The sequence below is a fragment of the Companilactobacillus versmoldensis DSM 14857 = KCTC 3814 genome, assembly GCF_001434295.1.
GTDB lineage: Bacteria > Bacillota > Bacilli > Lactobacillales > Lactobacillaceae > Companilactobacillus > Companilactobacillus versmoldensis.
The window spans coordinates 1-25,249 of record NZ_AZFA01000024.1; the positions used below are offsets into that span (position 1 = coordinate 1).

The window sequence follows — 25,249 nt, forward strand, 5'->3', positions numbered from 1 at the left end:
TTGCGAGTCCTTTGAGGCTTGGGATGCTTCTTGAGCTTTTTTTACTTTTTCGGCATGCTCTTTGGCTTTTTTCTCAGCTGCTTCCTTTGCGGCTTGTTCCTTTTTTTTGTTTGGATTGAAAGTATTTTCAGCCCAATTTGTAAAACTATTCCATCCATCTTTTAAGCTATCAAATATACCACCTTGAGCTTTTGCGCTATTTAAAATAACTTCCGTCGTAGATGCTTTAGCAACATTTGCTGTATCCCCAGATACAATTTTTGTTGCTGCTGGTGAAAGAGCCAACAGTAGTGTAGCAGCTGCTATTCCAGCGTATTTAACTTTCTTAATAAATATATCCTCCCCAGGATTTCTAATTAGTAGTCTTATCAAAAACCACGTATTTTAAATTTTATACTATTCATTTATTACAATCAATGAATATTTTTATCAATCATTCATTATTGTGTAATTAAATTTTGCTAAAACTAACCTCAATTTTATATACATAAATCAAAATCCAAGCACAAAAAAACCTGGGTAAATTTCTTTACCCAGGCTGATTTCATTTTGAGAAATACCTATTAGAAAATCTTAATACAAAGCGTATGTGGCGCCTTTAGCTAAGTACTTGATTTGAGTTTCATAGTTGTTATCAATGCGCAATTTCTTGATTGTCTTGATAACATGTTCGTCATCACGTAAACGTCCAAATAAATAAGTGAATGAATAATTGTCATTCAATAATTTATAAGTTCTTAAAACGAGATCTTTTGAATAGTTATCTTTATCGATTTCTTTATCCGCATTAATATCTGTGTAAAGCTCTGATAAAACTTTCTTAGCTTCCGTATTATCATTTAGTTCCATAAATAAACACCTGCTTTGTAAATTTTAATCTTGCTTTCCGTTTATGTTTTACATATTATCACAACTATACCAATTAATCATTGATTTCATAAAATATTGACACAATATTTAATCTTCTATCACATTTAAGCATTTATTGAATAAATTATCGTGATTTTCCCTGCCGGGCATAACCACTTTTGAAAATCACAATCAAAATAACTACCACAACAACTACCAGGAGCAATGCTGTCAACATAATGTTGTGTATACCATTGTATAAAATGGTCCGCATTTCTGGTAAAAACTGGGCGGGCAGATGACCAGCTGTTTGCGAATTACTCAACTGGTTCATCATCGACATGCTGATATGTCCGTGACTGTTTTGGACACCCTTCAACAATGCTTGATTCAGGATGACACCATAAATAGCTGACATGAAAGTCTGACTCAAGATCCGGGCCAGATAAGCAAACGATGTCGCAATCGGCACATCACGTGGCTCAGCATCGTATTGGACCGCAACTTGCAGCACATTGAAACAAAGCCCGATACCAAAGCCTTCAAAAGCACCCATCGTGATCAAAAAGGCATAACTGGCGGACTGTTTAGCTAGATATAAGCCGACAAAAGCGATGAAGAATGCTGCCGTGCCAATACCAATCAAATTATATCTACCTAAGCGGCGTTGCATCAGTGGCCCTGCTTCAGAACCAATAAAATTAGTGACTGACCCAGGAATCTGAGTCATACCACCGATCAGAGCACTAAGCCCCATGATACCTTGAGCCCACATCGGAATATAAATATTAAAAGCAACGAATGAACCCCAGAGAAAAACGAATAAAATCATATCGATAACTAATTTAGTATTTTTAAACAACCGATTAGGTACGATCGGATCATCAGCTTGCGATTCTACTCTAACCATCCAAGCAATCAACAAAAAGCCAACTAATAAGAAACCGACCGTGATCCAAATCGAGGCGACACCTAACTCTTGGATGCCGACCAGGATTGAAACTAAACCTAAGACCATCAAAATTGCTCCATAATAGTCAACTTTGGAGACATTCAAATGCTCCTTGATGTTGAAGAAGAAAACGATGATGGCAATCGACAGCAAGGCTATCGGCAAATTGAGATAAAAGACCCAATGCCAGCTGAAGGTATCAACGATCCAACCACCAAGCAGCGGACCAATGATCGAAGTCCCACTGAAACTAGCTGAGGCGACCCCGATGACCTGGACCCGCCGGCGCAAGTTCTTGAAAATCTGCGAATAAATAATGAAGGGAATCGTGTTCATCCCTCCAGCACCGATACCCATCAGGCCACGGGCAATAATGAACCAGGTGATGTTGGGCGCAAGTCCTTGAAATAGCGCTCCGACCATAAAGACGACCGTTGCCGTGATGTAGGCAGTCTTGTTACCCTTTCGTTCACCAAATTTACTCCACAAAGGCGTAGCGACCGCCATCCCCAACAGGAATATCGCCACAAGCCAGCCCATAAATTGAATCCCATGCAGATCACTGATGATCGCCGGTAAAGCCGTATTGATGATGGTCGCATCCAACCCAGCCATCGCATTTGATAAAATCAATGCAAATGTAACAATAAATTTCCGATTCCTACTCACAATCGTACCCCCAATGAAAGCCCGCATGAAAAATCACACAGACGTATACCTAAAAAGTCTATGACTAAGGCCATGACTAGTCAATTAGGCAAAGAATTTTCAGAAAAAATGACTATATAGTGTCAATTTTCATTCTTTTCATCAATCGATGCAATAGCTATTTTGAGCATTTCTTCAAAACTTTCATTAGGGTCGACTAGCGGATTGTTGAACCGTCCCGTTCCAATATGAATGATCTCGCCTAAAATCAGGTTACGGATCATCCGTTCAACGATCATCAAACGCTTTTCATCCTTGACCATCGGTCGCAAAAGACGTTGCAATGTGTGGTAGACCGATTCGATTGCCTCTTCGACTTGCTTATCTTCGTGAAACTTTCCCTTGGGTAAACTCATCACATACTGAGTCACAAAGAAATCTTCGATTCCATGATCAGCATACGTCTTAGCAAAGATCACTACTGCCTCTTCACCGGCGACACCCATCAAATTAGTCTGTAGCTTGGCAAATATCCGTGAATAATAGTCAGCCGTCACTGCTGCCTTTAATTCAGTCGTGCCAGAAAAATAATTATAGAGCGACTGCGAACGCGTCCCCAATCGCTTGCCAAGATTAGAAAAGGTCACTGGCTTCTGTTCTCGCAAAAGGATCAAAGTTGTTTCAATAATTTTTTCATTTGAAAGTGTTCTCGAAGTCATCCAAACGCCTCACTTGATTTTTACATTTTGTAGATTATAATTACATGTTGTAATTAAGTATAAAACAATTTCGCACAAATGCAATCTATCTGAAAGAAGGAAGTTTTATGGCTTCACTCGGCTTAGTCATTCTAGGCGTAATCATCGGGACCGTCGTCATCGCCCTCGGAGGCGGTGGTGCAGCCTTTTATCTCGGCATTCTATCAGGTGGGTTCCACCTCTTGCCTGCCACCGCAGCCGCAACTTCCATCGTCACGGCACTACCATCACTATTGATTGGTTCCATCATTTATACACGACAAAAGCGAATCGACTTTCACATCGGCAATCAAATGCTATTTGCATCATTGCCAGCCGTCGTCGTCGGATCACTACTCTCACCGTACATCCCCAACCTAATCTATACCTGGTTGATCGGCATCATCCTAATCTTCTTAGGCATCAAAATTTTTCTCAAACGTAAGCAAACTAGTCAGAAGAAACATTCTAAATATACTGCACCTTTATATGGTGTGATAGCCGGATTAATGGTCGGCGTCGCTGGCTTGAGTGGCGGTGGCCCAATCTTGGCCGGCCTGTTGTTGCTCGGGCTCGATACTTTTCGTGCTACAGCTACCTCGACTTACGTCCTCGTCGGCATGACCGCAATGGGAGCAATCTTTCATATCATCGGCGGAAAAGTTTATTGGCAAGCTGGTGTCCCATTGATCATCGGTGCCATCATCGGTGCTTTCTTAGCACCATTATTGGTCAAATTACTCGATAAAACCAAGCATCCCGAATATATCAACTACTTGATCGCAGTCTTACTAGTGATCATGGGTGCCAACAGCCTCCTATAAGGGTCTATTTGAAATATTGAAGAATTTGTCCTAAAGTAACTTTGCTAAATATTTTTCAAGGGAGTAATCATTTTGAAAAAAACTGTCCTCATTATCGGTGCTGGACCAGGACTAGGTTTAGGTATCGCCAAAAATTTCGGTCGACAAAATTTTCGTGTCGTTCTAGTTGCCCGCAATCAATCACATCTGGATGACTTAATTGCTAAATTACAAGCTGAAGGGATCGAAGCTTATTCTGAAAAAGCCAACGTTGCTGATAAAAACAGCTTGCAAGAAGCGTTTGGACACATAAAAAGTAAGTTTGAAACGGTCGACGTCATGATTTACAATGCCGGTATCACCGCCCCAGCTAATTTGAACAACACCAGCCGGATCGATCTGGAATCGCATTTTCAAGTCGACGTCAGCGGTGCTTATCAATGCATCCAAATGGCAATCGACAAGCAACTCAACCTCGGCACCAAAACAATCATGATGACCGGAGGCGATTTAGGGATCACTCCATCAGCCGACTTCTTGCCACTATCAATGGATAAAGCAGCCTTGCGGAGCATGGCTCAAGCCCTTCATCAAAGCTTAGCTGAAGAAAATATTTTCGTCGGTCTAGTCACAGTGTCCGGTTTAGTCAAATCAGGGACTCATTTCGACCCCGAAAAAGTAGGTCAAGCATACTTACAAATGTATCAATCGCAAACTGATTGGGAGATCACCTACAAATAAAATCTATTAACCGCTGATCATCAAAACTATGATGATCAGCGGTTATTTTTTTACCATCGATACATTCATGCTATAGTTTTAATTAGAATTAATTGGAATATACAACTATACTTATAGGAAATATCGATTGGGAGATTTTGTTAATGAAAAATACAATTTTAATTGTAGAAGATGAACGTAGTCTTTCCAGCTATGTTAGTAAAGAACTTGAATTCGAGGATTTCGATGTTCTGATCGCTAACGATGGCGTCGAAGCCATGGACTTATATGAAAAGAATCAAAACAAATTATTACTGATCTTACTTGATTGGATGTTGCCAAAATTAGACGGCATGGAAGTTTTGCGCAGGATCCGTAAACACGACCAAGTACCAGTCATCGTCATGACCGCCAGAGATTATGTCGGCGATAAAGTTGCTGGGCTCGATAATGGTGCTGACGATTACATCACCAAACCGTTCGAGATCGAAGAACTCCTAGCACGTATTAGAGTTATCCAACGGCGTGCCGTTAACATGTCCGAACCTGACGAAACATATCAAGTTGATGACTTAGTTTTGAATACCAAGTCTCACCAAGTAACTCGCAATGATAAAGTCATTCAACTGACACGTCGCGAATACGACCTCTTGTTGTTCTTCTTGCAGCATATCGGTCAGGCGTTCACTCGTGACGAATTGCTCGATAACGTTTGGGGTCAAGATTTTCTTGGCCAGCAAAACGTCGTCGATGTTTATGTTGGCTACTTACGTAATAAAATTGATGGCAAACATGATAATGCTCTGATCCAAACCATCCGTGGTGTAGGCTACTCACTTGAGGAAGTCGCTGAATGAAAAATAAAGAAGCTACTTCCTACGAAAAATTAATCAACGATGCCATCAAAAAATTAGTCATCATTATTACTGTTTCGATCAGCTTCTTAATTTTAGTCGCCGTTGGCATCCAACGATATTCACAGACCGTCCATGATGCCCAAGGCCAAATGATCAGTTTGAACCGAGCTGATATCAATGACCTACGCAGTTTCATTCACTGGAGCAGTCAAAACAACCGTCATTCCAAACAGAACACCATCATCCGCGTCAAAACTGATCAAACTTCGATCACAACATCATCCAGTCGTGAAGGCTCGATTATTATGACCACCGCTGCCTCGCAAAAGTTTATCAATCAGCACAAATTCAATATCATCAAGGGACATCCGATAGTTTACGTCCAAGGGTACGGCCTGTTCCTCTATTATTCAGTCAAAAACGACCAGACCACCTACCAGCTCTGGGCCAGTTTGAACAGTCTGATCAGTAGCATGGTCTTATTATTGATCGTTATTAGTATTATCACTTTCATCACGCTCGGATTTGGGGCTTGGTGGGCGCAACGTCTGGCTGCCAAATTGAGTCTGCCAACGATTGATCTGGTGACGCAGACTCGTAATACCATCAAGGATTCTGACGTCGGCCAGCCAACTTTGAAGGTCCCTGGCAGTCCCAGCGAGATTCATGAACTCGGTAACGCCTTTAATGACCTACTGAAAACGCAGAACAAACGACTGCAGCGTGAACGCGATTTCGTTTCTAACGCTTCACATGAATTGAAGACGCCGATTGCCGCCATCCGTGGCAACATCAATTTGATCAACCGCCACGCCGACAAACATCCGGAAATAGTACCCGAATCACTCGGCTATATTGACGAAGAATCGTTGCGAATGCAAAATCTGATCACCAACCTGCTCAGTCTGTCACGGGCTGACCGGGCAAAATTGATTTTGGAGCCGCTTGACTTATCCAAGCTAACGACGAGTATCGGTCAACAATACCAAAAAGCTATCGCCCATACTTTGAAGATCTCGGTCGAACCTGATCTGAAGATTTCTGATAATGAGGACACTTTAAAACAGATCATTGTTGCCTTGCTCGACAATGCCGATAAATATTCGCCGGATAATAAGCCGTTCACTTTGCGATTGAAAGCAAATGACCAAAATGTCCAATTGGAAGTCGCGGACCAAGGAATCGGGATACCTGATGACCAAAAGCCGCTAGTTTTCCAGCGTTTCTATCGGGTCGACACATCACACTCGACGGAAATAAAAGGTAGTGGTTTAGGGTTATCGATTGTCTCGCAATTAGTTAAATTAAATAATGGCCAAATCACCGTTTTCGATAATCAACCGCAAGGTTCGATTTTTAGAGTTACTTTTGAAAAGTCTTAGGATCTCCTTGATCCTGGGGCTTTTTTTCGTTTCTAAGAATCTCTTATTTAAACCTTATCAAACCTAAGTAGTTGCTTAGCCAAGATGATTGTAAACTGAATTTATTCAATCAAAGAAAGGACTTGGTTTTATTCATGTCAGGACTAACAGAACAATTGGAACAACAATTAATTACTGACGCTTCCCGTCCTTTAATGCAGGATGCAACCAAACATTGGTATACCGGCAAGCAACTTAAAACAGAAAAAAATATTTGGAAAACTTATTGGAAAAACAAGGGCATCGGCAACGACGATGTCGTCTTACTTAGCTTAACGAATTCAGTCACTTATTCATTAGTAACCCAAAGCCTTTGGGAGATCGGTGCAATAGTTCATACTATCGACCCCCAAACGACCGAGATTCAAATCAGTGAATTAGAAGACCACTATAATTATTCCGCACTAGTTTTAAACGAAAACATCCACGATTTGAAATATCTTAATATGATCTTCACTAATCAGCCTCGGCTAGCAACATTGCACGAGCCTGAAGCCCAAATTTTCATTAGAAATAAACACATTGCCCATTTATCAGAAGAGCCTGAAGATGATCAACTTGCTTTGATCATGCACACTTCCGGTACTACTGGCAAACCTAAAAGAGTCGGCTTGACTCATCAACAAATCCTAGCAGGCGCCAATAATATCATCCAAACTGAGAAATTGACCGCTGAAGACAAGACCTTGGTCATCATGCCAATGTTTCATATCAACGCCTTAGTCATTTCGAATCTGGCCACCCGTTTATCTCATGGACAACTGCTTTTCCGTGAAAAGTTCAGCGCCCACAACTTTTGGTCAGATGTCAGCCACGAGCAAATCACTTGGATCTCCTTGACACCAGCAATTCTCGCCATCCTCTTAAGACGTGACGAAGAACCGACTGACAACAAATTGAGATTCTTGCGGACCAGTTCCGCTCCACTCTTGCCTAGCACCCATGATAAATTCGATCAAAGATTCAATATTCCCTTGGTCGAAAGCTATGGCATGACCGAAGCTGCCGGACAAATCGCGCAAAACCCACTCGATCATCCAATCAGAAACACCGTCGGCACTTTTGAAAACACCGACTTACAAATTCTCGATTCCCAAAACAGACCACTATCGACCGGCCAAGTTGGCCAAATCGCTATCAAAGGAGACAGCGTCATCAAAAATTACCTCGATCCCCAACCAGAATCATTTCACGACGGTTACCTATTGACCGGTGACCTCGGATCAGTCGATGAGAACAAATATCTCCACATCGCAGGTCGCAGCAAAGAAATGATAATCCGCGGTGGCGAAAATGTTAATCCATTAACGATCGAAAATTGTCTGGTCGACTTGAAATTTATCAAAGAAATTGCCGTCGTTGGTATCCCCGACCCAATCTATGGTGAAACAGTGGCCGCAGTGATCGTCCCTAATATTGAGACCAAAGATCACCGTCACCAAATAGCACTCTTAGATGAACTGGCGAACGAACAACTACTCCCAGTTGAACGACCAACCAAATATATTTTCAGCGATGAATTACCAAAGAATGCTACAAAAAAAGTCCAACGTGCACGACTAGCTGAAATAGTCGCTCAACAATTGAAGGAGGCCTAAATATGCAAAAAGCAGTCAGCTTATCTGAACGAAAAAAATTCTCAGTACCAGTAAACAAAATCTTACCTTTTCTAATTCCTATAATCGTCATTTTGGCCTGGCAAGTCAGCAGCAGTCTAGGCTGGTTGTCGAGCAGCATCTTACCTTCACCATTAGCAGTGCTTCAAGACGGAATCACTCTTACCGCCTCAGGAGAGCTGCCGAAAAATCTCAGCGTCAGCCTTTATCGGGCGACCGTCGGTCTCTTGATCGGTGGTGGGATTGGTTTCCTCTTAGGATTCATCAACGGAATGTCCAACACTTGTCGGATGCTGTTTGACTCCTCGATCCAAATGTTTCGGAACATCCCTCATTTGGCTTTGATCCCCTTGATCATCTTATGGTTAGGGATCAACGAATCCGCTAAAATTTCTTTAGTCGCTATCGGGACCATGTTCCCCGTTTATATCAACACCTTTCATGGTATCCGCTCAGTCGACCCCGACTTGTTGGAAATGGGAAAATCATATGAACTCTCCAAAAAGCAATTATTCTTCAAAATAATTTTCCCCTCAGCTTTACCACAGATTTTGGTCGGGATCCGCTATGCACTCGGTGTCATGTGGACGACCTTGATTGTTGCCGAAACTATCTCGGCTAACTCAGGTATCGGTTATATGGCCAACAACGCCGAAGATTTCATGGATATGGAGACCGTCATCCTCTGTATCGTCGTCTACGCCATTCTCGGAAAAATTTCCGATTTAGTCGCAAAAAGTTTTGAAAGCATCTTGTTAGATTGGCAAAAAACTGGAAGGAGCAAAGCTTAATGAGTAATTCAATAATCAATGTAAAAAATGTTAATAAAAAATATGATGATCTGGTGGCTTTACATGATGTAAACCTCAGTATCGACCGAGGTCAATTTATCGCTTTGGTCGGAATGAGTGGTGGTGGCAAGAGTACTCTCTTGCGTCTGATTGCTAATTTGGAGCAACCTACATCTGGCTCAGTTGAGATCAACTCGTCTGATTCCAAATCATTGACACGATTCATGTTTCAAGAGGATCGCTTACTGCCTTGGATGTCTGTTTTAGACAATTTATCTTTTAGTTCAAAAGATAAAAAAACTAAAAAGCATGCGCAAGAATTATTGGACTTAGTCGAATTAGGTGATTATGCCGACCACTTCTCCAATCAACTATCTGGTGGTCAAAAACAACGTGTCGCTCTGGCTAGAGCCTTGATGACTAACCCGAAGATCTTATTGTTGGATGAACCATTGGGTGCACTTGATGCTTTGACTAGACATAAGATGCAGGACTTGATTTTAGACATCTGCAAGAAACAAGATCTAACGACTATCTTAGTTACCCATGATGTTGAAGAAGCTGCTAGAATGGCTGACCGGATCATCGTCATGAAAGATTCAACCAACTCTTATGAAGAGGATTGCCCTAAGAATCGCAACGCCGGTCAAATCGGCGTCGTTGCCGACCGTGTCCTCGGTGAGATCTTAGATGAAAAACCTGTTCGAAAGCAGTTAGCTTAAATTACGCAAAATAACGAGCAAGGAAACTCCTTACTCGTTATTTTTTTGCGCTCAATTAAAAATTTTTGGACGATTAAATATTCTGAATATACAACAATTCAATCGTATTGTTTTATTTTGTATCAAATCTTATTATTATCATAACTTATTATTGTCAGATCCCCCTAATTCAAATATCATCAACCCTGTGAACGATATTAAATTCAAAAAAGGTCAGTGCAAATGAAAAAAATAATCACATCATTTTTATTAATTATCCTTACTCTATCTTTGGGGGCCTGCTCAAATAAGAAATCTGCCAGTTCCACTGATAACAAGAAGGACCAATCTTCCTTAGTTTCTAAACGGAAAAAGCTTCATCAAAAAAAGTCGTCTTCAAAGAAAAAATCGAAAACTACTAAGCAAGACGAGTCTCAAACTCAACAGTCTAATCAAGCTACAACTGCAAATAACGACGCTCAACAAAACAATACTCAACCACAATCAACGACTCCGGCGACGACTGACTCTAACAATCAGGCATCGCAGGCTCAAAATCAACAGTCTCAGTCCAATGCTCCTCAAGCAAGCCAAAACTCTGGCAATGATGGTATCTCCTATGACGAGAATACTCTGACGGGCTTTGTCAACAAGTACGGCGAGTCGCCAGCCCTGTACAAGGAACAACAAGGTATGTCGTCATTGCAAGCTTTGCAAAGCACGCCAGACAGTATGAAGACTTTTGGAGAAAAACAGACGCAGCATCAAATGGAAATCGGCGTCTTGAATCCTGATGGTAGTCCGTCGGATAAATATAGTTATTAGGCTCTTAGCAACTGAATCGTAATGGATTTAGTTGCTTTTTTTGACCGCAAAAAGCCCTTGAGTCTTGCAACTCAAGGGCTAATTTTAATTATTATTTATCATAGTCACCTGTTTCATTGATATTCACCTTATTCTTGATGAACCCTTCTGAATAGAACAAGTTGGCGATCTTTTGTTCTTCTTTGACGTACTTACTGCTCATTTCACTGACACCATAAGATCTACGGTTGACCATTTTCTTAACGACTGATTCGGATAATTTCAGTGACTTGCTCATCATCTTGATCAAATCACTGTGGTTATTATTAGCCCACTTCATATCTTCATCGAGGTACTTAGTTAAGTACTTGGAAACTTCTTTATTATCTTTGGCGTAACTTCTCAGTGATAAGACGTAATCTCTATTATTGGAGATGCCGACACCGTTCATGACGGTCTTGGCATTTTGTGTCAACTGAGCTTGAGCGGTATAAGGATCCCAAGTAGCCCAGCCATCGATCTTACCTTTGGTGAAGGCTGCACTGGCACTGGATTGACTCATATTTACCCAGGTTACATCGTCAGCACTCATCCCAGCCTTTTTCAGAGCAGCTAGCAACATGTACTGAGAAGTAGTCCCTTTGGCGTAAGCAACCTTCTTACCTTTGAGATCTTTCATCGAAGAGATACCGGAACCCTTTTTGGTCAAGACTGCAGAGCCTTTAGCTTTGGAGTCCCCGGCAGCAATGTAAGTCAATTTAGTCCCAGAAGAAAGTGCTGAAACTGGTGGCGTATCGCCGGTCCTTCCGTAATCGATACTACCAGACTGCAAAGCTTGCATTAAGGCATTACCATCTTGGAATTGTTTGAAGACAACGCTGTAACCCTTCTTCTCCATTTTCTTCGAGAACTCGCCTCGCTGTTTAGCAATATCGAACGGATCACCCTTTTGATAACCAATCGTGACTGTCTTATTGCCAGACATGCTAGAGCCAGCGTCAGTCTGTTTAAAGCCATAAACAGCCACGCCAGCCCACAATATCAAGACGATACTGATTAAAATCTTTTTTAAACGTTTGCGATTTTTTCTCATGCACCTTTACCTACCAATGTCGAGATAACTTGTTCACGTAATTTCAGGCGAATAACTTTACCAGTGGCATTGCGGGGATAGTCATTAACGAAAATGACCCGAGTCGGCTGTTCGTAACCAGCCAGAGTTTCTTTAGCATGTTCCAAAATTCGTTGACGTTTCAAATCTTCATCTTGATGGTCAGATGTGATAACAACTGCGGTAACGGCCTCACCGTACAAATCGTCAGGCGTCCCGACAACTGAAACTTCGTTGACGAAATCAAGTTGGCTCAAAGAATTCTCAACTTGGGCTGGAGCAACTTTTTCGCCACCGTGGTTGATAATATCCTTCTTACGGTCCTTAACGAATAAATAACCGTCTTCGTCGAAGTAACCCAGATCACCAGTCAATAGCCAACCATCTTCAAATGATTCAGGATGAGGATCCATATAGCTTGAAATCACGTGGTCACCACGGACGACGATCTCGCCGATTTGATTAGGTTCGTCAGCAATTTTGCCATCGACCATGATCCTAACGTCGGTTTCAAAAGGTTTCCCAGCTGAACCAACTTTTGGAGCGTCAAACGGATTGATTGTGCACTGGCTGGCAGTCTCGGTCATTCCATAACCTTCCAAAATTTGGGTGTGGAATCTAGTTTGAAAAGCGGTCAGTTTGTCCATTGGTAAGGCAAACGACGAGCTTCTGACGAATCTTAATTTGATATCGTCTGAATAACTTTCATTAGCTTTCTTATTGATCAATAAAATATTAACGATTGTTGGAACGACTGAGACCCAAGTGACTTGATTGTTTCTAACTTGGTCCCAGAACTTCGAGGCACTGAATTTATTGGCAATAACTAATTTCCCACCAGACAAGCGAGTCGATAAGATCGAGACTGCTTGGGCATTGATATGAAACATTGGCATTACTAATAAAGTCGTATCTGAAGGAGTCATTTTATGACTCTTAATGTCATGTTTAACAGCGTTGACTAAAATCTTGTGAGTCAAACCAACTCGTTTTGGTTTACCAGTAGTCCCGGAAGTATTCATGATCAAAGCTAAGTCATCTTCATTAGGAATCTGAGCATCATGTCCGATGATGTGACGATCACGGATCAACTTCAATTCAGGAGCAGTTTGTAAGCTCAAGTTTGAAACGCTGACTAAATGCTCATCAATAACGGCATCTACGAGATCATCTTTGACGATCGAAGCAACGTAGTCGTGATCGTTCAATTCTGCTTGCAACTCTTTTTTAGGAGTCGTAGCAGCGATTGGATGCATGTTGGCTCCGACTTCCCAGATTGCTTGAGTGATCGCTGGATAGGCTGCCGAATTAGGCAAACATACTAGGACGGTGTCACCTAGTCCGATATGTAATTTAGTCAGTTCATCTCTGACTATTTCGACATCGGAACGGATTTCAGAACCGGTGAACCAACGATCGTTTGTTTCATCTTTAATGATTTTTTCAGTGAGATTATTCTCTAACTGGTTGTTCAACGAATTTGTTATTTCTGACATGTTTTCTAACTCCTTTTGATATGTGCCACTGTGGGCGACCGATAAGGACTCCGAATGGGGGTACTTTGTAACAGAACCAGGAGATCAAGAATGATCCGCCGAGAACGAAGGCGTACCCGAATGGCAACAGTAATAGCATCGCGATTGATGGTAATTTGATTAGACTGAGGATCCCGTAAAGCATGGTCATTGGGATTGTTTGAACTAAGTAGATCCCGAATGAGACCTTCGACATATTTTTGATCGTGTGCTCGGCCCACATTGGTAAGCCGTGATTTCTGGCGTGAGCGTATTGGCGTCCAATCCAGAAAACAAAGGCGATCATGACTGTGTCATAAATAAAGATCAATGGTTGGTGGATCGATTCAGTAGCACTCATACTTAAGTGCAAGATGTGGATGTTACCGAAGAACAATGCGACTGTCCCTAGTGATAGGGCTAAAGTCGTCCAACCAATCATGCGGTGATATTTCTCAATAAAGCGGTCGACTTCGTTGTAGTGAATGGCAACGAAAGCCCCGGCGATAAAGTAGAATTGATAGACGAGGATATTTAAACCGTAAGATCTAAATAAGTACCACCAACCATCACGGTCGACACCTGGTAGCCAGTAATTGATCCCAATCACTAGTAGCAACTGGATGACGGCACTGGTAACTAATATGGCAATGTGATGCTTTGGTAATTTTTTGAACATATAAACTAATAATGGGAAGATCAAGTACAACTGGAAAGTGACTAAGATGTAGTACATGTAATACTTATTCCCGTGGATGATTGCATCAAGTAAATTGTTGAAATAATTTGGCCAACTGATGGCGACACCGGCGGTGATGGTCACAAACCACATTATGATTGCATTCCAACCGATGTAAGGTATCCCAACATTGATGTAGCGTTTCTTCCAAAACTTGAACCAATGTTGGTCCTTATTGTAATAATTCAACACTAAGACGAGTCCGGTCATAAACATGAAACCCATTCTTGTAAAATGAAGCGACAAGTGAGTAGCTTGAATAAATAGTTGGCTCCCTGAACCATCACCAACATTATTCTTGAAAGCTGTCGTGGTGTGATTTAAAAGCACACCACCGATAAAGATCACTCGCATTAAGTCGACTTCATGTAAATATTTCTTTTTCTTTGCCTCTGCCAAAGCGTCACCTCGATAACTTTAATTGCTTTTTCAAAAGCATACATAAGTTATAGCATTCTCAAACTGGTGGGTCTTGATGATTAACTAAGGTTAAAATAAGAAATTCTTAGAGATGTCTTAGCAAACAAAAAACCACCTTACCACGGCTGTTTTAGCCGTAATAAGGTGGTGTTATTTAAATTAATTAAGATTCTGAAACTGTTTCGACCCAATGGCTCATCAAGTAAATATTAACAGCTGCTTCGATGGCGGCAACTACTAAGATACCGATTACGAATAAGCTGAAGTTCCAAATATCATTGGTGTTAGTCAACATATTAGTTGAATTTTGGACCATGTCCATTATGAAGCCAACTACTCGTAGAACGATGAAAATAACTACGATGTAAACGACGAAGTTAAGAATCCGACTTTGACTGCTTGGCAAGAAACTACCGCCAGCACGTCCTAATAAGTGGATCAAACTGATAGTTGTCCAAGCTAGGACAGTTACAGCTAACATGATGATGATCATGGCGACGAAAGTCCAAACTAAACGGCCGATGTCGAGATTTTGAGAACCGTACATCTGAGCCATCAATTTGAATTCGTCAACATATTGTTGCCAATTAATGGCGGCGGTAGCGGCACTTAAGACTAATTCGATCGCACACATATAAAAGATACCAACGAAGGATGTCAATAAATTAGTTAAGTAGAATTTAATATCGCCTACCGGGATCAACCGGAAGCTATCGCGGGTATAAATTTTCTCATGCAAGACGGTCAAACGGATGAATCCGACTAACATGGCGATGAACGACCAAGTCATGGTGTATTGGAAAAAGGTTGCGTTGGTGAAATTGCCGTTGATCATGGCCCAAATTACGGAGATGACGATGGCAACGATGTTGATCAGCAATATGAAATTAACGTTGCGGAATTTTTCGCCCATCAGTGCTGAGAAGAAATTCTTGAAACTAGTCATTTTGAGTACCTCCTTGATATAAGCTCTCGTAGAAGTCTTCGATATCTTTGCCTGTCTCGGCACGGATGTCGTCAGCTTTCTTATGGCAGTTGACGGTCTCGTCTTTGATGACCACGATCTCATCTAATAAAGCTGAGATCTCAGAAACGTAGTGGTCACTGATGACGATCGTAGCGTCGTCTGGTTTCCATTTGATGATACTGTTGATGATCTCTTTTCGGCTCATGCTGTCGATACCGTCGAATGGCTCATCCAATAAGTAGAGATCGCATTGACGGGACAAAGTCAGGGCAATGACGAATTTCTCTTTATTACCTTTAGACAAGGATGACAATTTCAAGGATTTATCGAACTTCAAAAAGTCTGCTAATTGCGAATATCTTTGGCTGTCAAAGTCTGGATAAACTTTGGCATAAAAACGGACGACTTTTTCGATCTTAGTGTTAAGTGGAAAGCCACCTAAATGGTCCATGTAGCTGACATGGCTCTTGCGTTCAGCAACTTTCGTGTCGCCAGAGACCACGATCTCACCTTTCCCTGAAGCTACGCCAGTGATCAAACGCATCAAGGTAGTTTTACCTGCACCGTTCTCACCTAGTAGCCCGATAATTTTTCCTGACTCGATCGTCAGGTCAACGTTTTGAAGGATCTTCTTCAAACGATGACTATAATTCAAGTCGGTAATTTTCAATACTTCACTCATCTTTTGCACCCCTGTTATTCAGAAATTTCTTGAACTCAGTAATAATTTCTTCATCATTTAAGTTTAACGAATGTAACTGGTCATATGCAATCGCCAATTGCTCATTCACTAAACGTTGCTTTAATCGTTGAATCAAATCAGTATCCAGCGTCACAAAGTTGCCCTTGCCACGTTGAGATTCGATGACCTTCTCAGCAACCATCTCCGACAATGACCTTTGGACCGTATTAGCATTTGCGGTCACCTGGACTGCCAGCTGGCGGATCGAAGGCAATTTTTGACCCGGCTGTAAGTCGCCAGTAATGATCTGATGATAAAGATAATTTTTTATCTGCAAATAAATCGGGATATTGTCATCAAATTTCACTGTCTTCATCTCGTTTCCTGCTGTACTAGATTACTAGTACACTATAAAACTAGTTGGATAGAATTGCAAGGCCTTCGTCCACAATCGTCCAGATAAAAATGCTATAATTATCCTACAAATAAAGGTGCTCAGTGAGCACCTTTTTGTCATGAAGAAAGGAGAACAGCCCATGACAGACAGCCAAAGGACCTACATTGCCATTGATTTGAAATCATTTTATGCGTCAGTTGAATGTATCGATCACAAATTAGATCCGTTGAACGCTAATTTAGTCGTCGCCGATAGCTCTAGATCCGATAAGACGATTTGTCTGGCTGTTTCCCCCGCCCTCAAACAGTTTGGTGTGCCTGGCCGTCCTAGGCTTTACCAAGTGGAACAAACGGTCGATAAGATCAATCGACAAAGACAACAAGCAGCACCCAGACATCGTTTGACGACTTATTCATCCTTCAATCGCCAACATCTTTTGAATTCAAAAAGTCTCAAAGTTGGCTACAAAGTCGTCCCGCCACGAATGAGCTACTACATCGAAAAAAGCACTCAGATCTATGGGATCTATCTAAGATTCATCCGACCAGAAAATATCCACGTCTATTCGATCGATGAAGTCTTGATGGACGTGACTGAATATCTCGACAACCATCCGGTTTCTGCTCACACACTAGCTAAAACCATCATCCAACAGATCCAATCAGAAACTGGCATCACTGCTACCGCCGGTATCGGAACTAATTTATATCTAGCTAAAGTAGCGATGGATATCGTGGCCAAACACATCCCTGCTGATCAAGATGGCGTAAGGATCGCCCAGATGGATCCGCATCAATATCGTAAATTGCTCTGGGCCCACACGCCATTGACGGACTTTTGGCGGATCGGTCGCGGTATCGCTAAGCGTTTAGAAAAATTAGGCTTGAACACCATGGGCGATGTCGCCCGCTGCTCTTTAGGCAGTCTCTCCGACGACAAAAATGAAGAGATCCTCTATCATGAATTCGGCAAGAATGCTGAATTGATCATCGACCACGCTTGGGGCAATGAAACAGCAACTCTCAAAGATATCAAAAATTATCGTTCTGACGACCACGGATTATATTCGGGACAAGTCCTGATGAAACCAACTTCTTTTGAAGACGGCCAAGTTATCGTCCGTGGGATGAGTGATGCTTTGGCACTTGATCTAGTTGCTAAAAAAGTTCTGACCGATCGGATCGGCATCATCGTCGATTATGACATTACCAGTCTTCAAGTAACGACCGACTACAACGGCCCAATCGTCGAAGATTATTACGGGCGCAAAACACCTAAACCCAGTCATGCCACAGCAAACTTAGATGTTCCCACCTCTTCTTCAAGTGAATTGCGAAAAACTTTCAAAAAATTGTATGAAGACAATATCAATCATAATTTCTTGATCAGGCGGGTCACCTTGACCGCTAATCATTTAATCGACGAACAGCAGGAGTCATCGACGACTAAATTCAAACAGACTAGTTTGTTCGACGATACTCAAGCAGATATCAAGCAAGAAAAGTTGGCGCAGGACCAACGTCTGCGCGATCGAAAGATCCAGGAGACGATTTTGGATCTGCAGAAGCGCTTCGGCAATAAGAATGTTATCTTGAAGGCTTCGGATCTTGAAAAAGGTTCGACGACGATCGAGCGTAACAATCAGATCGGAGGTCATCGCGCTTAATGGATGAAAAAAAGTTGATCGAACAAAAGATCTTCAATGATACCTCCAAATACAATGACATCATGGACGTTGACTATCGCCACTCGAAACGGCACCTGCCGATGAATCAGATCGACCGGGCGGCCCAGTTTGCCCCCTTTGGTGCCTTGCAAGGTTTTCATGAATCGATCCAAAATAAGACTGACAACTATGAAAATAAACAATATTTGAACTATCAACAGGAACAAAAAATCGTCGACAAGATCAAATACTTGCAACAGCAAGCATCCCCAATCGTGGTCGATGTGACTTATTTCAATGATGAGTCCGGTTTCTATGAACATGTCAAAGGCCCATTTAAAAAAATCGAGCCAGCTAAAGGTCGGGTAACTTTTGGAGACACTTCGATCGTGCTGGTAAATATCCGCAATATCAAAAAATGACGCTAAATTTAATTAGCGTCATTTTTTTGCGTGATACCTGCTTGTTTTAAGATTTTACTTTCGATCCCGTGTTCGTACTCTTTATCAAAGTGAACGGGGACTGGCAACGTCACATTCGTCTGCGGATTATACATCTTCAAATGCGACCCGGTTTGGGATTTCTCGACGAAACCATTTTTTCTCAAAAGCTTTAAAAGTTTGCGGGGTTTCATTGCCATAAGATCATCCCCTCTCACGATTCACTATACACGTTTTCGCTTACTTTTGCTCCTGATAGATAGCCTTCAAGGTATCGATATCAGCTTGGGTCAACTGGGTCATCCCTTGATCAGTTGGATACATGACTGACTGCGGATCACCACTGTGACCGAGCCCTAAGGCATGTCCTAGTTCGTGGGTTGCCACGGAGACTGAGACAGCTTCAGGATAATAAACATTTAATTTAGCCATCCCATGGTTCCAGTCACCCAGGGTACTTTGGAAAGTTTCTGGACCACCTTTACCAAGTTCTGACTCGACCATGTCACCTGAAACACTAGTCGTATTCTCATTATAAGTCCCAAATGCCAACGAATTCTGCATCTTATCAGCCGTGCCTGGTACTAACTTGACGATACCAGTCTTATTGTAAGTATCGATAGCTGACAAGAAGACGTTCTTGACCGCTTGACTCGTCCCACTTTGAAAATGGTAATAAAAAGTATTGTTCAAAGAAACTTGCTGGACGTTAGATTCAATCGGTGTCGTGGAATCAGTTGATTTAGGTGTCAACGATTTTTGTTGGTACTTCTGGCCGTTGGTGTTGATCTGGATATTCCCCAGGCCTAATCGTTGTAGAAAGTTTTGCGCACTTGTCAGTAACGAAGAACGGATCCGGTTAGCTGATGAAGTGTTGGAAAAATTATTACCACCAGTCGAAACATAACCGGCGACCCCTACTAAAGCAACCATTACGGCAACTAAAAGCAATCCTCTAAATAATGTTTTTAAGAAGTAACGCATCTATCTCTCACTTTCTTTTTCATTCATATCTGATTAATCTTTGATGGTCAAAAACTGATCAAGCTCGTTACGTTCGACCTTGAAATCATTGATACTATCGTCTGCTGCATAGCCTAAGCCAATGCCCATGAAGATAGCCTGATCATCAAGGATATCAAATTCATTATGGACCTCAGCTGGATATCTGGCAAAACCAAAGGCTGGGATACTGCCGACTCCTTGTTTTTGAGCGGCTAAGATAACGCCATAACCAAAGGCACCAGCGTCATAAGCGACGTAGCTGGAAGCATCTTTTTTGATGGTGATGTATAAGATAGCTGGAGCATTGAACAAAACATCGTTCATCTCGCCAAATTCAGTATTCTTCGGTGATGCACCGGCAGAAGCTTGCCAATTATTGATATTGGCTTGAGCCTTTTGGTCCCATTCCTGTGGAGGGACTACCTCAGTCCAGCTCTTCTCACCGCTACTTACTAATTTTTCATGTGATTTACGCAAGCGTTTAGCTGTTTCACCTGTAGCCAAGTAAACTTGGTAAGGTTGAGCATTTTCCCATGATGGAGCCTTTTGGGCTTCCGATATGATATGTTTCAAAACGTCGAGATCGACTTGTTTATCAGAAAAATTTCTAGTTGAATTACGTGTTAAATCTGCCATAAAAAAACTCCTCTCATTTTATAAGCTACCTTCATGTTAAGCCTTCGAGTCCACGCGAGAGCAAGCTTTTTATGCTTGGGCCCACTCTTTTTTGATCGCACGGCCTAAAAAGATAGCTAGTACTAAAGCAATAACGCCATAAATAGCTGCAACATAGCCAACTGCATTTAAGCTGAAAAATCTAACCGTCGTTGAAGCTGAGAATGAACCAATCGAGATCCCGACGTTAGAAAAGATCGAGATCAATGATGTAGCCAAAGCTAATGATTGCGGATACTTACGAGCCGCTTCATCCATGAATCCTAACTGGATAGTCGTCCCATAGCTGATTACTAAAGTACAGAGGATGGCTAAGACGACCATTCCGGTAATTTGATTATTGAACGAAACACCCAGCAGCAGACAGAAGATGATCAACAAGATGAAGACATAAGGCAGTTTGAACTCACCATTATTTTTCGCGATCATGCCTCAGAGTTGGTTCCCTAAGATACTCATTAGTCCGAGGACTAGCAATAACCAGTTCAGGGTGGTCAAATCAAAGCCTAAGACGGTGGTTATTAATGACCGAACGTAAGTATAAAAGGTATATTGAACACTCAAGACGGCCACGGTGATGCCGATCCCTAATAAGATTTTAGGATCTCTAAACAGTTTCAATTGCTCGACGACGCTTCCGGTAACTTCGGGTTTTTCATCTGGCGTCAACCAAACTAATAGTCCGAAGACGATGATGGTCAAAAATGAAACTAGCCAGAAACTGGCGTGCCAGCTGATCAAAGTTGCAATGGCAGAACCAATGGGAACACCGATAACGGAAGCAATACTGAAACCTGCCCCGACCCAAGCCATGACCATTGGCCGTTTATCAAGTGGTGCGGTGATACTGGCGAAGAGATTGACCAAGGTGATGATGGTCCCGGCGACGATAGCCGTCAAGATCCGGGCGGCGAACAGCCAAGCTAATGTTGGTGCCAAAGCTGTGGCCGTGTTACTGATGAAAAATACCCCGATCAAGACCAACAGTAATTTTCGCCGATCCCAATGACTAGTCAAAGTCGTCAAAATAGGCGTGCTTATCGCATAAACTAAGGCGAAGGCTGTGACCAAGATACCGATGCTAGACAGCGATACTTGATAGCTCTTAGCGATATCTGACAAGATACCAACGACCATGAACTCATTACATCCCAGCATGAAGGCAACCAAGATAAATGTCACAGTCCGTAATTTAAAATTCTTAGCATATTTAGCTTCCAATATTTCATTCCCTCCGATGAAAAATATTTATGTTTAAAAACACCAATTTCAATATACCAAAGTTTTCTGCTTCGTGAACCTCGTGACGATAATTTCTCCATTAAAAAAAGCCTCAACGACTGAGATCATTCAATCGTTGGAACTTAGTTAGTGATTTTATAAATACCATGTTTTTCTATCGGTAAACATCAATATAAATGGATACAATTCTACAATAGGAAGAAGCATCAGCCACGCTAAATTTTTATTTTTTCCTAAATAATTTAATCTACGCATCATGGCTGGCAATGATAATATCCCAAATATTTCATCTAAAATACCGCCAACAATGGCTATACTTAAAAATCCTGTATTAAAAACATTAACTTCCATTACTGTATTAACCAACATTGTAAAAATGCATAATAATAAAAAATTCCACCAATAAATAGATTTCTGATTATCTTGGACTTTTGGACCGAAGTCAAACATATTGGCGAATATATAACTAACACTTTGGCTAAAACTAAGATGTTGCGGCTGTCCGATCGCAAATCCTTCGGCATAAGCATTTTGTAGACCATGCTGACGAAAGTTATTTGGCTGTTGATTATAGTTAAAATTGCTTTGTTGTTGATTAAAATTGCCTTGCTGTTGGTTATAATTAGGGTTATTTTGTGTTACGCCACTTCCTGCACTAAAACCAGAATTTACCAAGGTCTCATCAGCATTGTTATTCTCAACACTTATTTGTTTTGCACCACACTTAATACAAAATTGGGCATCCTCATCCAATTTAAATCCACAATTCGTACAAAATTTCATTATACTTTGTTCCCCCTACAATAGTTCATAATTTCTTAAAACTGATCCTTCATCAAAAATATCCCCAATTCCCTTATACATTGAGAGACAAAGTCCCAAGTATATTCGGTTTTTTTATTTTATTCTCTCAATGAAAATATTTATATCTTGAAACACCTATATTAATATACCAAAGATTGCTAGTTAATTACCAACTGGACAATAGTTCCTGCAATGGAAAAGCCCCAACGACTGAAATAATTCAATCGTTGGAGCTTGGTTAGTAAATAGATAAATTATCAATTTTTTCTATTTGTGAACATCAATATGAATGGATAAATTGATACGGCGGGAAGTAATGATAACCACGCTAAATTTTTATTTTTCCCTAAATAATTTAATCTGCGCATCATAGATGGCAACAATAATATCAAAATCACTTCAGTTGCAATAACAGTTACGATTATGTTTATCGCTGTCAAAAGTGGTGCAACCATCACTATTTCCATGCAGAATAATAAATAATTCCACCAAAAAATTGACATCTGATTATCCTGAACTTTTGGATTAAAATCAAATATATTGGCAAATATATAACTAACGCTTTCTTCAATACTAAAATGATGTGGCTGACCAATCGTAAATCCTTCAGTATAGGCATTTTGTTGGCCATAATAGTTAAGGTTATTTGGTTGTTGATTATAATTAAGATTATTTTGCGGTACGTTGACTTCAGCATCAAAACGGTAATCTACTGCGGTCTCATTAACATTATTATTCTCAACACTTCTTTGTTGTGTCCCACACTTAGGACAAAATCTGTCATCCTCGTACAATTTAAATCCACAATTCGTACAAAACTTCATAATACAGTACTCCCCTTAAGCAATCCCCGATTTTCAATTAGCTAAATTCTATAATCATTAATCATACTGATTTTTTGCTAAGTACCCCCCCAACGCTCGATGTGATTATAGGCAAAATCACTAACATGTATAGCTTTCAATATTTTAAAGCACCAATCTAATATACCAAAGATCCCTAACTAATAACTAAATAGACAACAATTGAGATAACAGAAAAGCCCCAACGACTGAGATCACTCAATCGTTGGAGCTTAGCTACTATATATTAAATATCCTTTTCGATGATCACTGCATTACCGTTGGCAGTAACGCCAAAAACATAAGGCATGTAAAGCGTACCACCAGATGCACTGACTGTTTCCGGATCTAAGGTCAGGTAATCGAAGTCTACACCAATGATGGCATTACATCCCAGTGCGTATGCTTGCTCCTTCAACTCTTGCAAGGCATTGCGCCGAATCGTTGATAAATTGTTCATCAAAGCCTCACCAACATTAGTCGCACTCGTAAAAAATCCTTGTTGGCCTCGATCGACTTGAATGGCGTCATCCCCAGAGATATAGCCGGAATATTTCACGACCTTGAAGCCGTCAAAATTGAATCCTGAAGTGATCAAGATTCCCGACATATCGCGTCTTTTTTCGAGTTCTTGTTGTTGCTGCTGTTGAAACTCGGCATCTTCCGATTGGATCATCTGGCGGAATTCTTCCACGATTCCTGGTACTGCTGTATCAAGTACATTAACGTCCGCAAATATCCCGTAAGTGATTTCGTCACGCGTCATTCCCCGCAAAAAGTTATCGAGTCGTTTTTGAGGCAAGTTATATACTCGAGTAATATCTTTAGTTTTCATTTGTTTCTCCGATTAATATAAGTATTTTTGAATTTCTACATTGGTAGGGTCTATATCCAAGATCAAGTTGGCGTATAGGACGGCATTAGCTGGATCAGTTTGCATCTTGTTCAACAAATTTTGAACATCACTATTTAAGGCGATAGTCGATTCAACCGTAGAACTCAGCACTGAGCCACAGTAACTGCAAGTCCGGTAACCATTGACGGTCGTGAAATCACTGGCACCGCAATTTTGACATTTAACGATTTTTTTAGCTTGTCCCATTGTTTATAATCCCATTATTTCTTTCTTCTTTAAGTTGAACTCGTCTTCTGACAAGATGCCCTCGTCAACTAAACTCTTCAGCTTCTTAACGGCCGCGATTTGTTCATCTAACGATTGCGTATGTTTGATCTCCGAATTTGGACCCAGATTGTTAGCCGTATTCATTCCAAAAATCATCCCGCTCCATCGCCCAGGCCATTGTCTTTGATCCCGTCGGCGATTTTTTGTTGAGCAGCCAAATTGGCTGATTGTTGAGACAAGCCATTGTATGAATTGACGTTCATCCGATTAGATGAGAACTCCTTGACCAAGCCCCGTGAATCTTCCGAAAACTCAATGTTCTCAATCCCGATTGAGAACAACTTGATCCCAAAACGCTCCTGCCAATCTCCCACTAATGAGCGACTTTGCGCGATCTTGCCGACGATCTCACTGGAATGAGCCGGCAATTGCGAGATTCGATATTGTTCCGACAACGAATTCAATACCAAAGTAAATGATTGAAGAAATTCTGAGAGCAATTGACTGCGAGCTTTGCCGTCATCAAATGAGTAATATCCGGTCGTAACGGGTACGAATTCGCGGATGAATCTAATTGGATCAGTCACCTTAATAGAAAAAGCTCCAAAAGATAAAATCTCTAAATCGACTCCGTAGAATAAATCATGATAAGTCTGAGGACCTTTCGTCCCAAATTTGATGCCACGGATCTCTCGAAGATTGACGAAAGCAATCTCTTTATTG

30 protein-coding genes and 1 pseudogene are annotated in these 25,249 nt (G+C 41.2%); 10 read left to right on the plus strand and 21 right to left on the minus strand.

Annotated elements, in window-relative coordinates; genetic code table 11:
- The 4 genes and pseudogenes from FC27_RS09800 to FC27_RS09815 all read right to left on the minus strand — a co-directional run.
- Positions 1 to 372, minus strand: a pseudogene (locus tag FC27_RS09800) (hypothetical protein); the annotation flags it as partial.
- Between the two features lie 201 nt (positions 373 to 573).
- Positions 574 to 849 (minus strand): hypothetical protein, encoded by a 276-nt coding sequence (locus FC27_RS09805; RefSeq protein WP_010625084.1) that lies wholly within the window; start codon positions 847 to 849, stop codon positions 574 to 576.
- A gap of 145 nt (positions 850 to 994) precedes the next feature.
- Positions 995 to 2,497, minus strand: coding sequence for an MFS transporter (locus tag FC27_RS09810; protein WP_040521336.1), 1,503 nt, complete (start codon positions 2,495 to 2,497; stop codon positions 995 to 997).
- A 95-nt stretch (positions 2,498 to 2,592) separates the two neighbouring features.
- Entirely contained in the window at positions 2,593 to 3,168 is a 576-nt protein-coding gene (locus tag FC27_RS09815) for a TetR/AcrR family transcriptional regulator (protein ID WP_010625086.1), read from the minus strand.
- A 107-nt stretch (positions 3,169 to 3,275) separates the two neighbouring features.
- Between FC27_RS09815 and FC27_RS09820 the strand changes: the two genes are divergently transcribed.
- The 8 genes from FC27_RS09820 (at position 3,276) to FC27_RS09855 (ending at position 10,920) form a co-directional block, all read left to right on the plus strand.
- Entirely contained in the window at positions 3,276 to 4,010 is a 735-nt protein-coding gene (locus FC27_RS09820; protein ID WP_010625087.1) for a sulfite exporter TauE/SafE family protein, read from the plus strand.
- A 72-nt stretch (positions 4,011 to 4,082) separates the two neighbouring features.
- Complete coding sequence (locus FC27_RS09825; RefSeq protein WP_010625088.1) at positions 4,083 to 4,730, plus strand: SDR family NAD(P)-dependent oxidoreductase; 648 nt, start codon at positions 4,083 to 4,085, stop codon at positions 4,728 to 4,730.
- 143 nt (positions 4,731 to 4,873) lie between these two features.
- On the plus strand, positions 4,874 to 5,566 hold the full coding sequence (locus FC27_RS09830) for a response regulator transcription factor (RefSeq protein ID WP_010625089.1): 693 nt from the start codon (positions 4,874 to 4,876) through the stop codon (positions 5,564 to 5,566).
- Positions 5,563 to 6,948 carry a sensor histidine kinase gene (locus tag FC27_RS09835; RefSeq protein WP_010625090.1) on the plus strand — a complete coding sequence of 462 codons (1,386 nt, stop codon included), beginning with the start codon at positions 5,563 to 5,565 and terminating at the stop codon, positions 6,946 to 6,948. Before FC27_RS09830 ends, FC27_RS09835 begins: the two co-directional genes overlap by 4 nt.
- A 134-nt stretch (positions 6,949 to 7,082) precedes the next feature.
- Complete coding sequence (locus tag FC27_RS09840; RefSeq protein ID WP_010625091.1) at positions 7,083 to 8,585, plus strand: AMP-binding protein; 1,503 nt, start codon at positions 7,083 to 7,085, stop codon at positions 8,583 to 8,585.
- Positions 8,586 to 8,587: 2 nt separating this feature from the next.
- Positions 8,588 to 9,394 carry an ABC transporter permease subunit gene (locus FC27_RS09845; RefSeq protein ID WP_010625092.1) on the plus strand — a complete coding sequence of 269 codons (807 nt, stop codon included), beginning with the start codon at positions 8,588 to 8,590 and terminating at the stop codon, positions 9,392 to 9,394.
- Positions 9,394 to 10,116: an ABC transporter ATP-binding protein gene (locus tag FC27_RS09850; RefSeq protein ID WP_010625093.1), complete on the plus strand. Its 723-nt coding sequence runs from the start codon at positions 9,394 to 9,396 to the stop codon at positions 10,114 to 10,116. The genes FC27_RS09845 and FC27_RS09850 overlap by 1 nt, the downstream gene beginning before the upstream one ends.
- A gap of 222 nt (positions 10,117 to 10,338) precedes the next feature.
- Entirely contained in the window at positions 10,339 to 10,920 is a 582-nt protein-coding gene (locus tag FC27_RS09855; RefSeq protein WP_010625094.1) for a hypothetical protein, read from the plus strand.
- Positions 10,921 to 11,011: 91 nt separating this feature from the next.
- On the opposite strand, the gene FC27_RS09860 is transcribed toward FC27_RS09855, so the two are convergent.
- From FC27_RS09860 to FC27_RS09885, 6 genes are all read right to left on the minus strand, one after another.
- Positions 11,012 to 11,992, minus strand: coding sequence for an aliphatic sulfonate ABC transporter substrate-binding protein (locus tag FC27_RS09860; RefSeq protein WP_010625095.1), 981 nt, complete (start codon positions 11,990 to 11,992; stop codon positions 11,012 to 11,014).
- On the minus strand, positions 11,989 to 13,506 hold the full coding sequence (locus FC27_RS09865; RefSeq protein ID WP_010625096.1) for an AMP-binding protein: 1,518 nt from the start codon (positions 13,504 to 13,506) through the stop codon (positions 11,989 to 11,991). The genes FC27_RS09860 and FC27_RS09865 overlap by 4 nt, the downstream gene beginning before the upstream one ends.
- Positions 13,463 to 14,662, minus strand: coding sequence for an acyltransferase (locus tag FC27_RS09870; RefSeq protein ID WP_010625097.1), 1,200 nt, complete (start codon positions 14,660 to 14,662; stop codon positions 13,463 to 13,465). Before FC27_RS09870 ends, FC27_RS09865 begins: the two co-directional genes overlap by 44 nt.
- 184 nt (positions 14,663 to 14,846) lie before the next feature.
- Positions 14,847 to 15,629: a hypothetical protein gene (locus FC27_RS09875; RefSeq protein WP_010625098.1), complete on the minus strand. Its 783-nt coding sequence runs from the start codon at positions 15,627 to 15,629 to the stop codon at positions 14,847 to 14,849.
- Positions 15,622 to 16,332 carry an ATP-binding cassette domain-containing protein gene (locus FC27_RS09880; RefSeq protein ID WP_010625099.1) on the minus strand — a complete coding sequence of 237 codons (711 nt, stop codon included), beginning with the start codon at positions 16,330 to 16,332 and terminating at the stop codon, positions 15,622 to 15,624. Before FC27_RS09880 ends, FC27_RS09875 begins: the two co-directional genes overlap by 8 nt.
- Complete coding sequence (locus FC27_RS09885; RefSeq protein WP_029508221.1) at positions 16,325 to 16,699, minus strand: GntR family transcriptional regulator; 375 nt, start codon at positions 16,697 to 16,699, stop codon at positions 16,325 to 16,327. Before FC27_RS09885 ends, FC27_RS09880 begins: the two co-directional genes overlap by 8 nt.
- 169 nt (positions 16,700 to 16,868) lie before the next feature.
- On the opposite strand from FC27_RS09885, the gene FC27_RS09890 reads away from it, so the two are divergent.
- Both FC27_RS09890 and FC27_RS09895 read left to right on the plus strand, forming a co-directional pair.
- Positions 16,869 to 18,395 carry a Y-family DNA polymerase gene (locus FC27_RS09890; protein ID WP_010625101.1) on the plus strand — a complete coding sequence of 509 codons (1,527 nt, stop codon included), beginning with the start codon at positions 16,869 to 16,871 and terminating at the stop codon, positions 18,393 to 18,395.
- Positions 18,395 to 18,817, plus strand: coding sequence for a hypothetical protein (locus tag FC27_RS09895; RefSeq protein WP_010625102.1), 423 nt, complete (start codon positions 18,395 to 18,397; stop codon positions 18,815 to 18,817). Before FC27_RS09890 ends, FC27_RS09895 begins: the two co-directional genes overlap by 1 nt.
- 8 nt (positions 18,818 to 18,825) lie before the next feature.
- Here the strand turns inward: FC27_RS09895 and FC27_RS09900 are convergent, their stop codons facing one another.
- The 11 genes from FC27_RS09900 to FC27_RS11950 all read right to left on the minus strand — a co-directional run bounded on the left by FC27_RS09900 (position 18,826) and on the right by FC27_RS11950 (position 25,239).
- Positions 18,826 to 19,035, minus strand: a complete 210-nt coding sequence (locus FC27_RS09900) for a type II toxin-antitoxin system HicA family toxin (protein ID WP_010625103.1) — start codon at positions 19,033 to 19,035, stop codon at positions 18,826 to 18,828.
- A 40-nt stretch (positions 19,036 to 19,075) separates the two neighbouring features.
- A complete protein-coding gene (locus FC27_RS09905) occupies positions 19,076 to 19,819 on the minus strand; it encodes a matrixin family metalloprotease (protein WP_010625104.1) in 744 nt (247 codons plus the stop codon).
- Positions 19,820 to 19,852: 33 nt separating this feature from the next.
- Entirely contained in the window at positions 19,853 to 20,476 is a 624-nt protein-coding gene (locus FC27_RS09910) for a nitroreductase (protein WP_010625105.1), read from the minus strand.
- A gap of 69 nt (positions 20,477 to 20,545) precedes the next feature.
- Positions 20,546 to 20,944: a hypothetical protein gene (locus tag FC27_RS12055; protein ID WP_235699654.1), complete on the minus strand. Its 399-nt coding sequence runs from the start codon at positions 20,942 to 20,944 to the stop codon at positions 20,546 to 20,548.
- A gap of 3 nt (positions 20,945 to 20,947) precedes the next feature.
- Entirely contained in the window at positions 20,948 to 21,736 is a 789-nt protein-coding gene (locus tag FC27_RS12060; protein WP_235699655.1) for an MFS transporter, read from the minus strand.
- A 156-nt stretch (positions 21,737 to 21,892) separates the two neighbouring features.
- Complete coding sequence (locus FC27_RS09920) at positions 21,893 to 22,540, minus strand: zinc-ribbon domain-containing protein (RefSeq protein WP_010625106.1); 648 nt, start codon at positions 22,538 to 22,540, stop codon at positions 21,893 to 21,895.
- Between the two features lie 278 nt (positions 22,541 to 22,818).
- Positions 22,819 to 23,385, minus strand: a complete 567-nt coding sequence (locus FC27_RS09925; RefSeq protein ID WP_010625107.1) for a zinc-ribbon domain-containing protein — start codon at positions 23,383 to 23,385, stop codon at positions 22,819 to 22,821.
- 265 nt (positions 23,386 to 23,650) lie between these two features.
- The gene (locus tag FC27_RS09930) at positions 23,651 to 24,238 is read right to left on the minus strand and encodes a heavy metal-binding domain-containing protein (RefSeq protein WP_010625108.1); all 588 of its coding nucleotides are present in this window, start codon (positions 24,236 to 24,238) and stop codon (positions 23,651 to 23,653) included.
- A gap of 12 nt (positions 24,239 to 24,250) precedes the next feature.
- Positions 24,251 to 24,505 (minus strand): TFIIB-type zinc finger domain-containing protein, encoded by a 255-nt coding sequence (locus FC27_RS09935; RefSeq protein ID WP_010625109.1) that lies wholly within the window; start codon positions 24,503 to 24,505, stop codon positions 24,251 to 24,253.
- Between the two features lie 3 nt (positions 24,506 to 24,508).
- On the minus strand, positions 24,509 to 24,670 hold the full coding sequence (locus FC27_RS11945) for an SHOCT domain-containing protein (protein ID WP_235699656.1): 162 nt from the start codon (positions 24,668 to 24,670) through the stop codon (positions 24,509 to 24,511).
- Between the two features lie 8 nt (positions 24,671 to 24,678).
- Positions 24,679 to 25,239 (minus strand): SPFH domain-containing protein, encoded by a 561-nt coding sequence (locus tag FC27_RS11950; RefSeq protein WP_201781099.1) that lies wholly within the window; start codon positions 25,237 to 25,239, stop codon positions 24,679 to 24,681.
- Between the last annotated feature and the right edge of the window lie 10 nt (positions 25,240 to 25,249).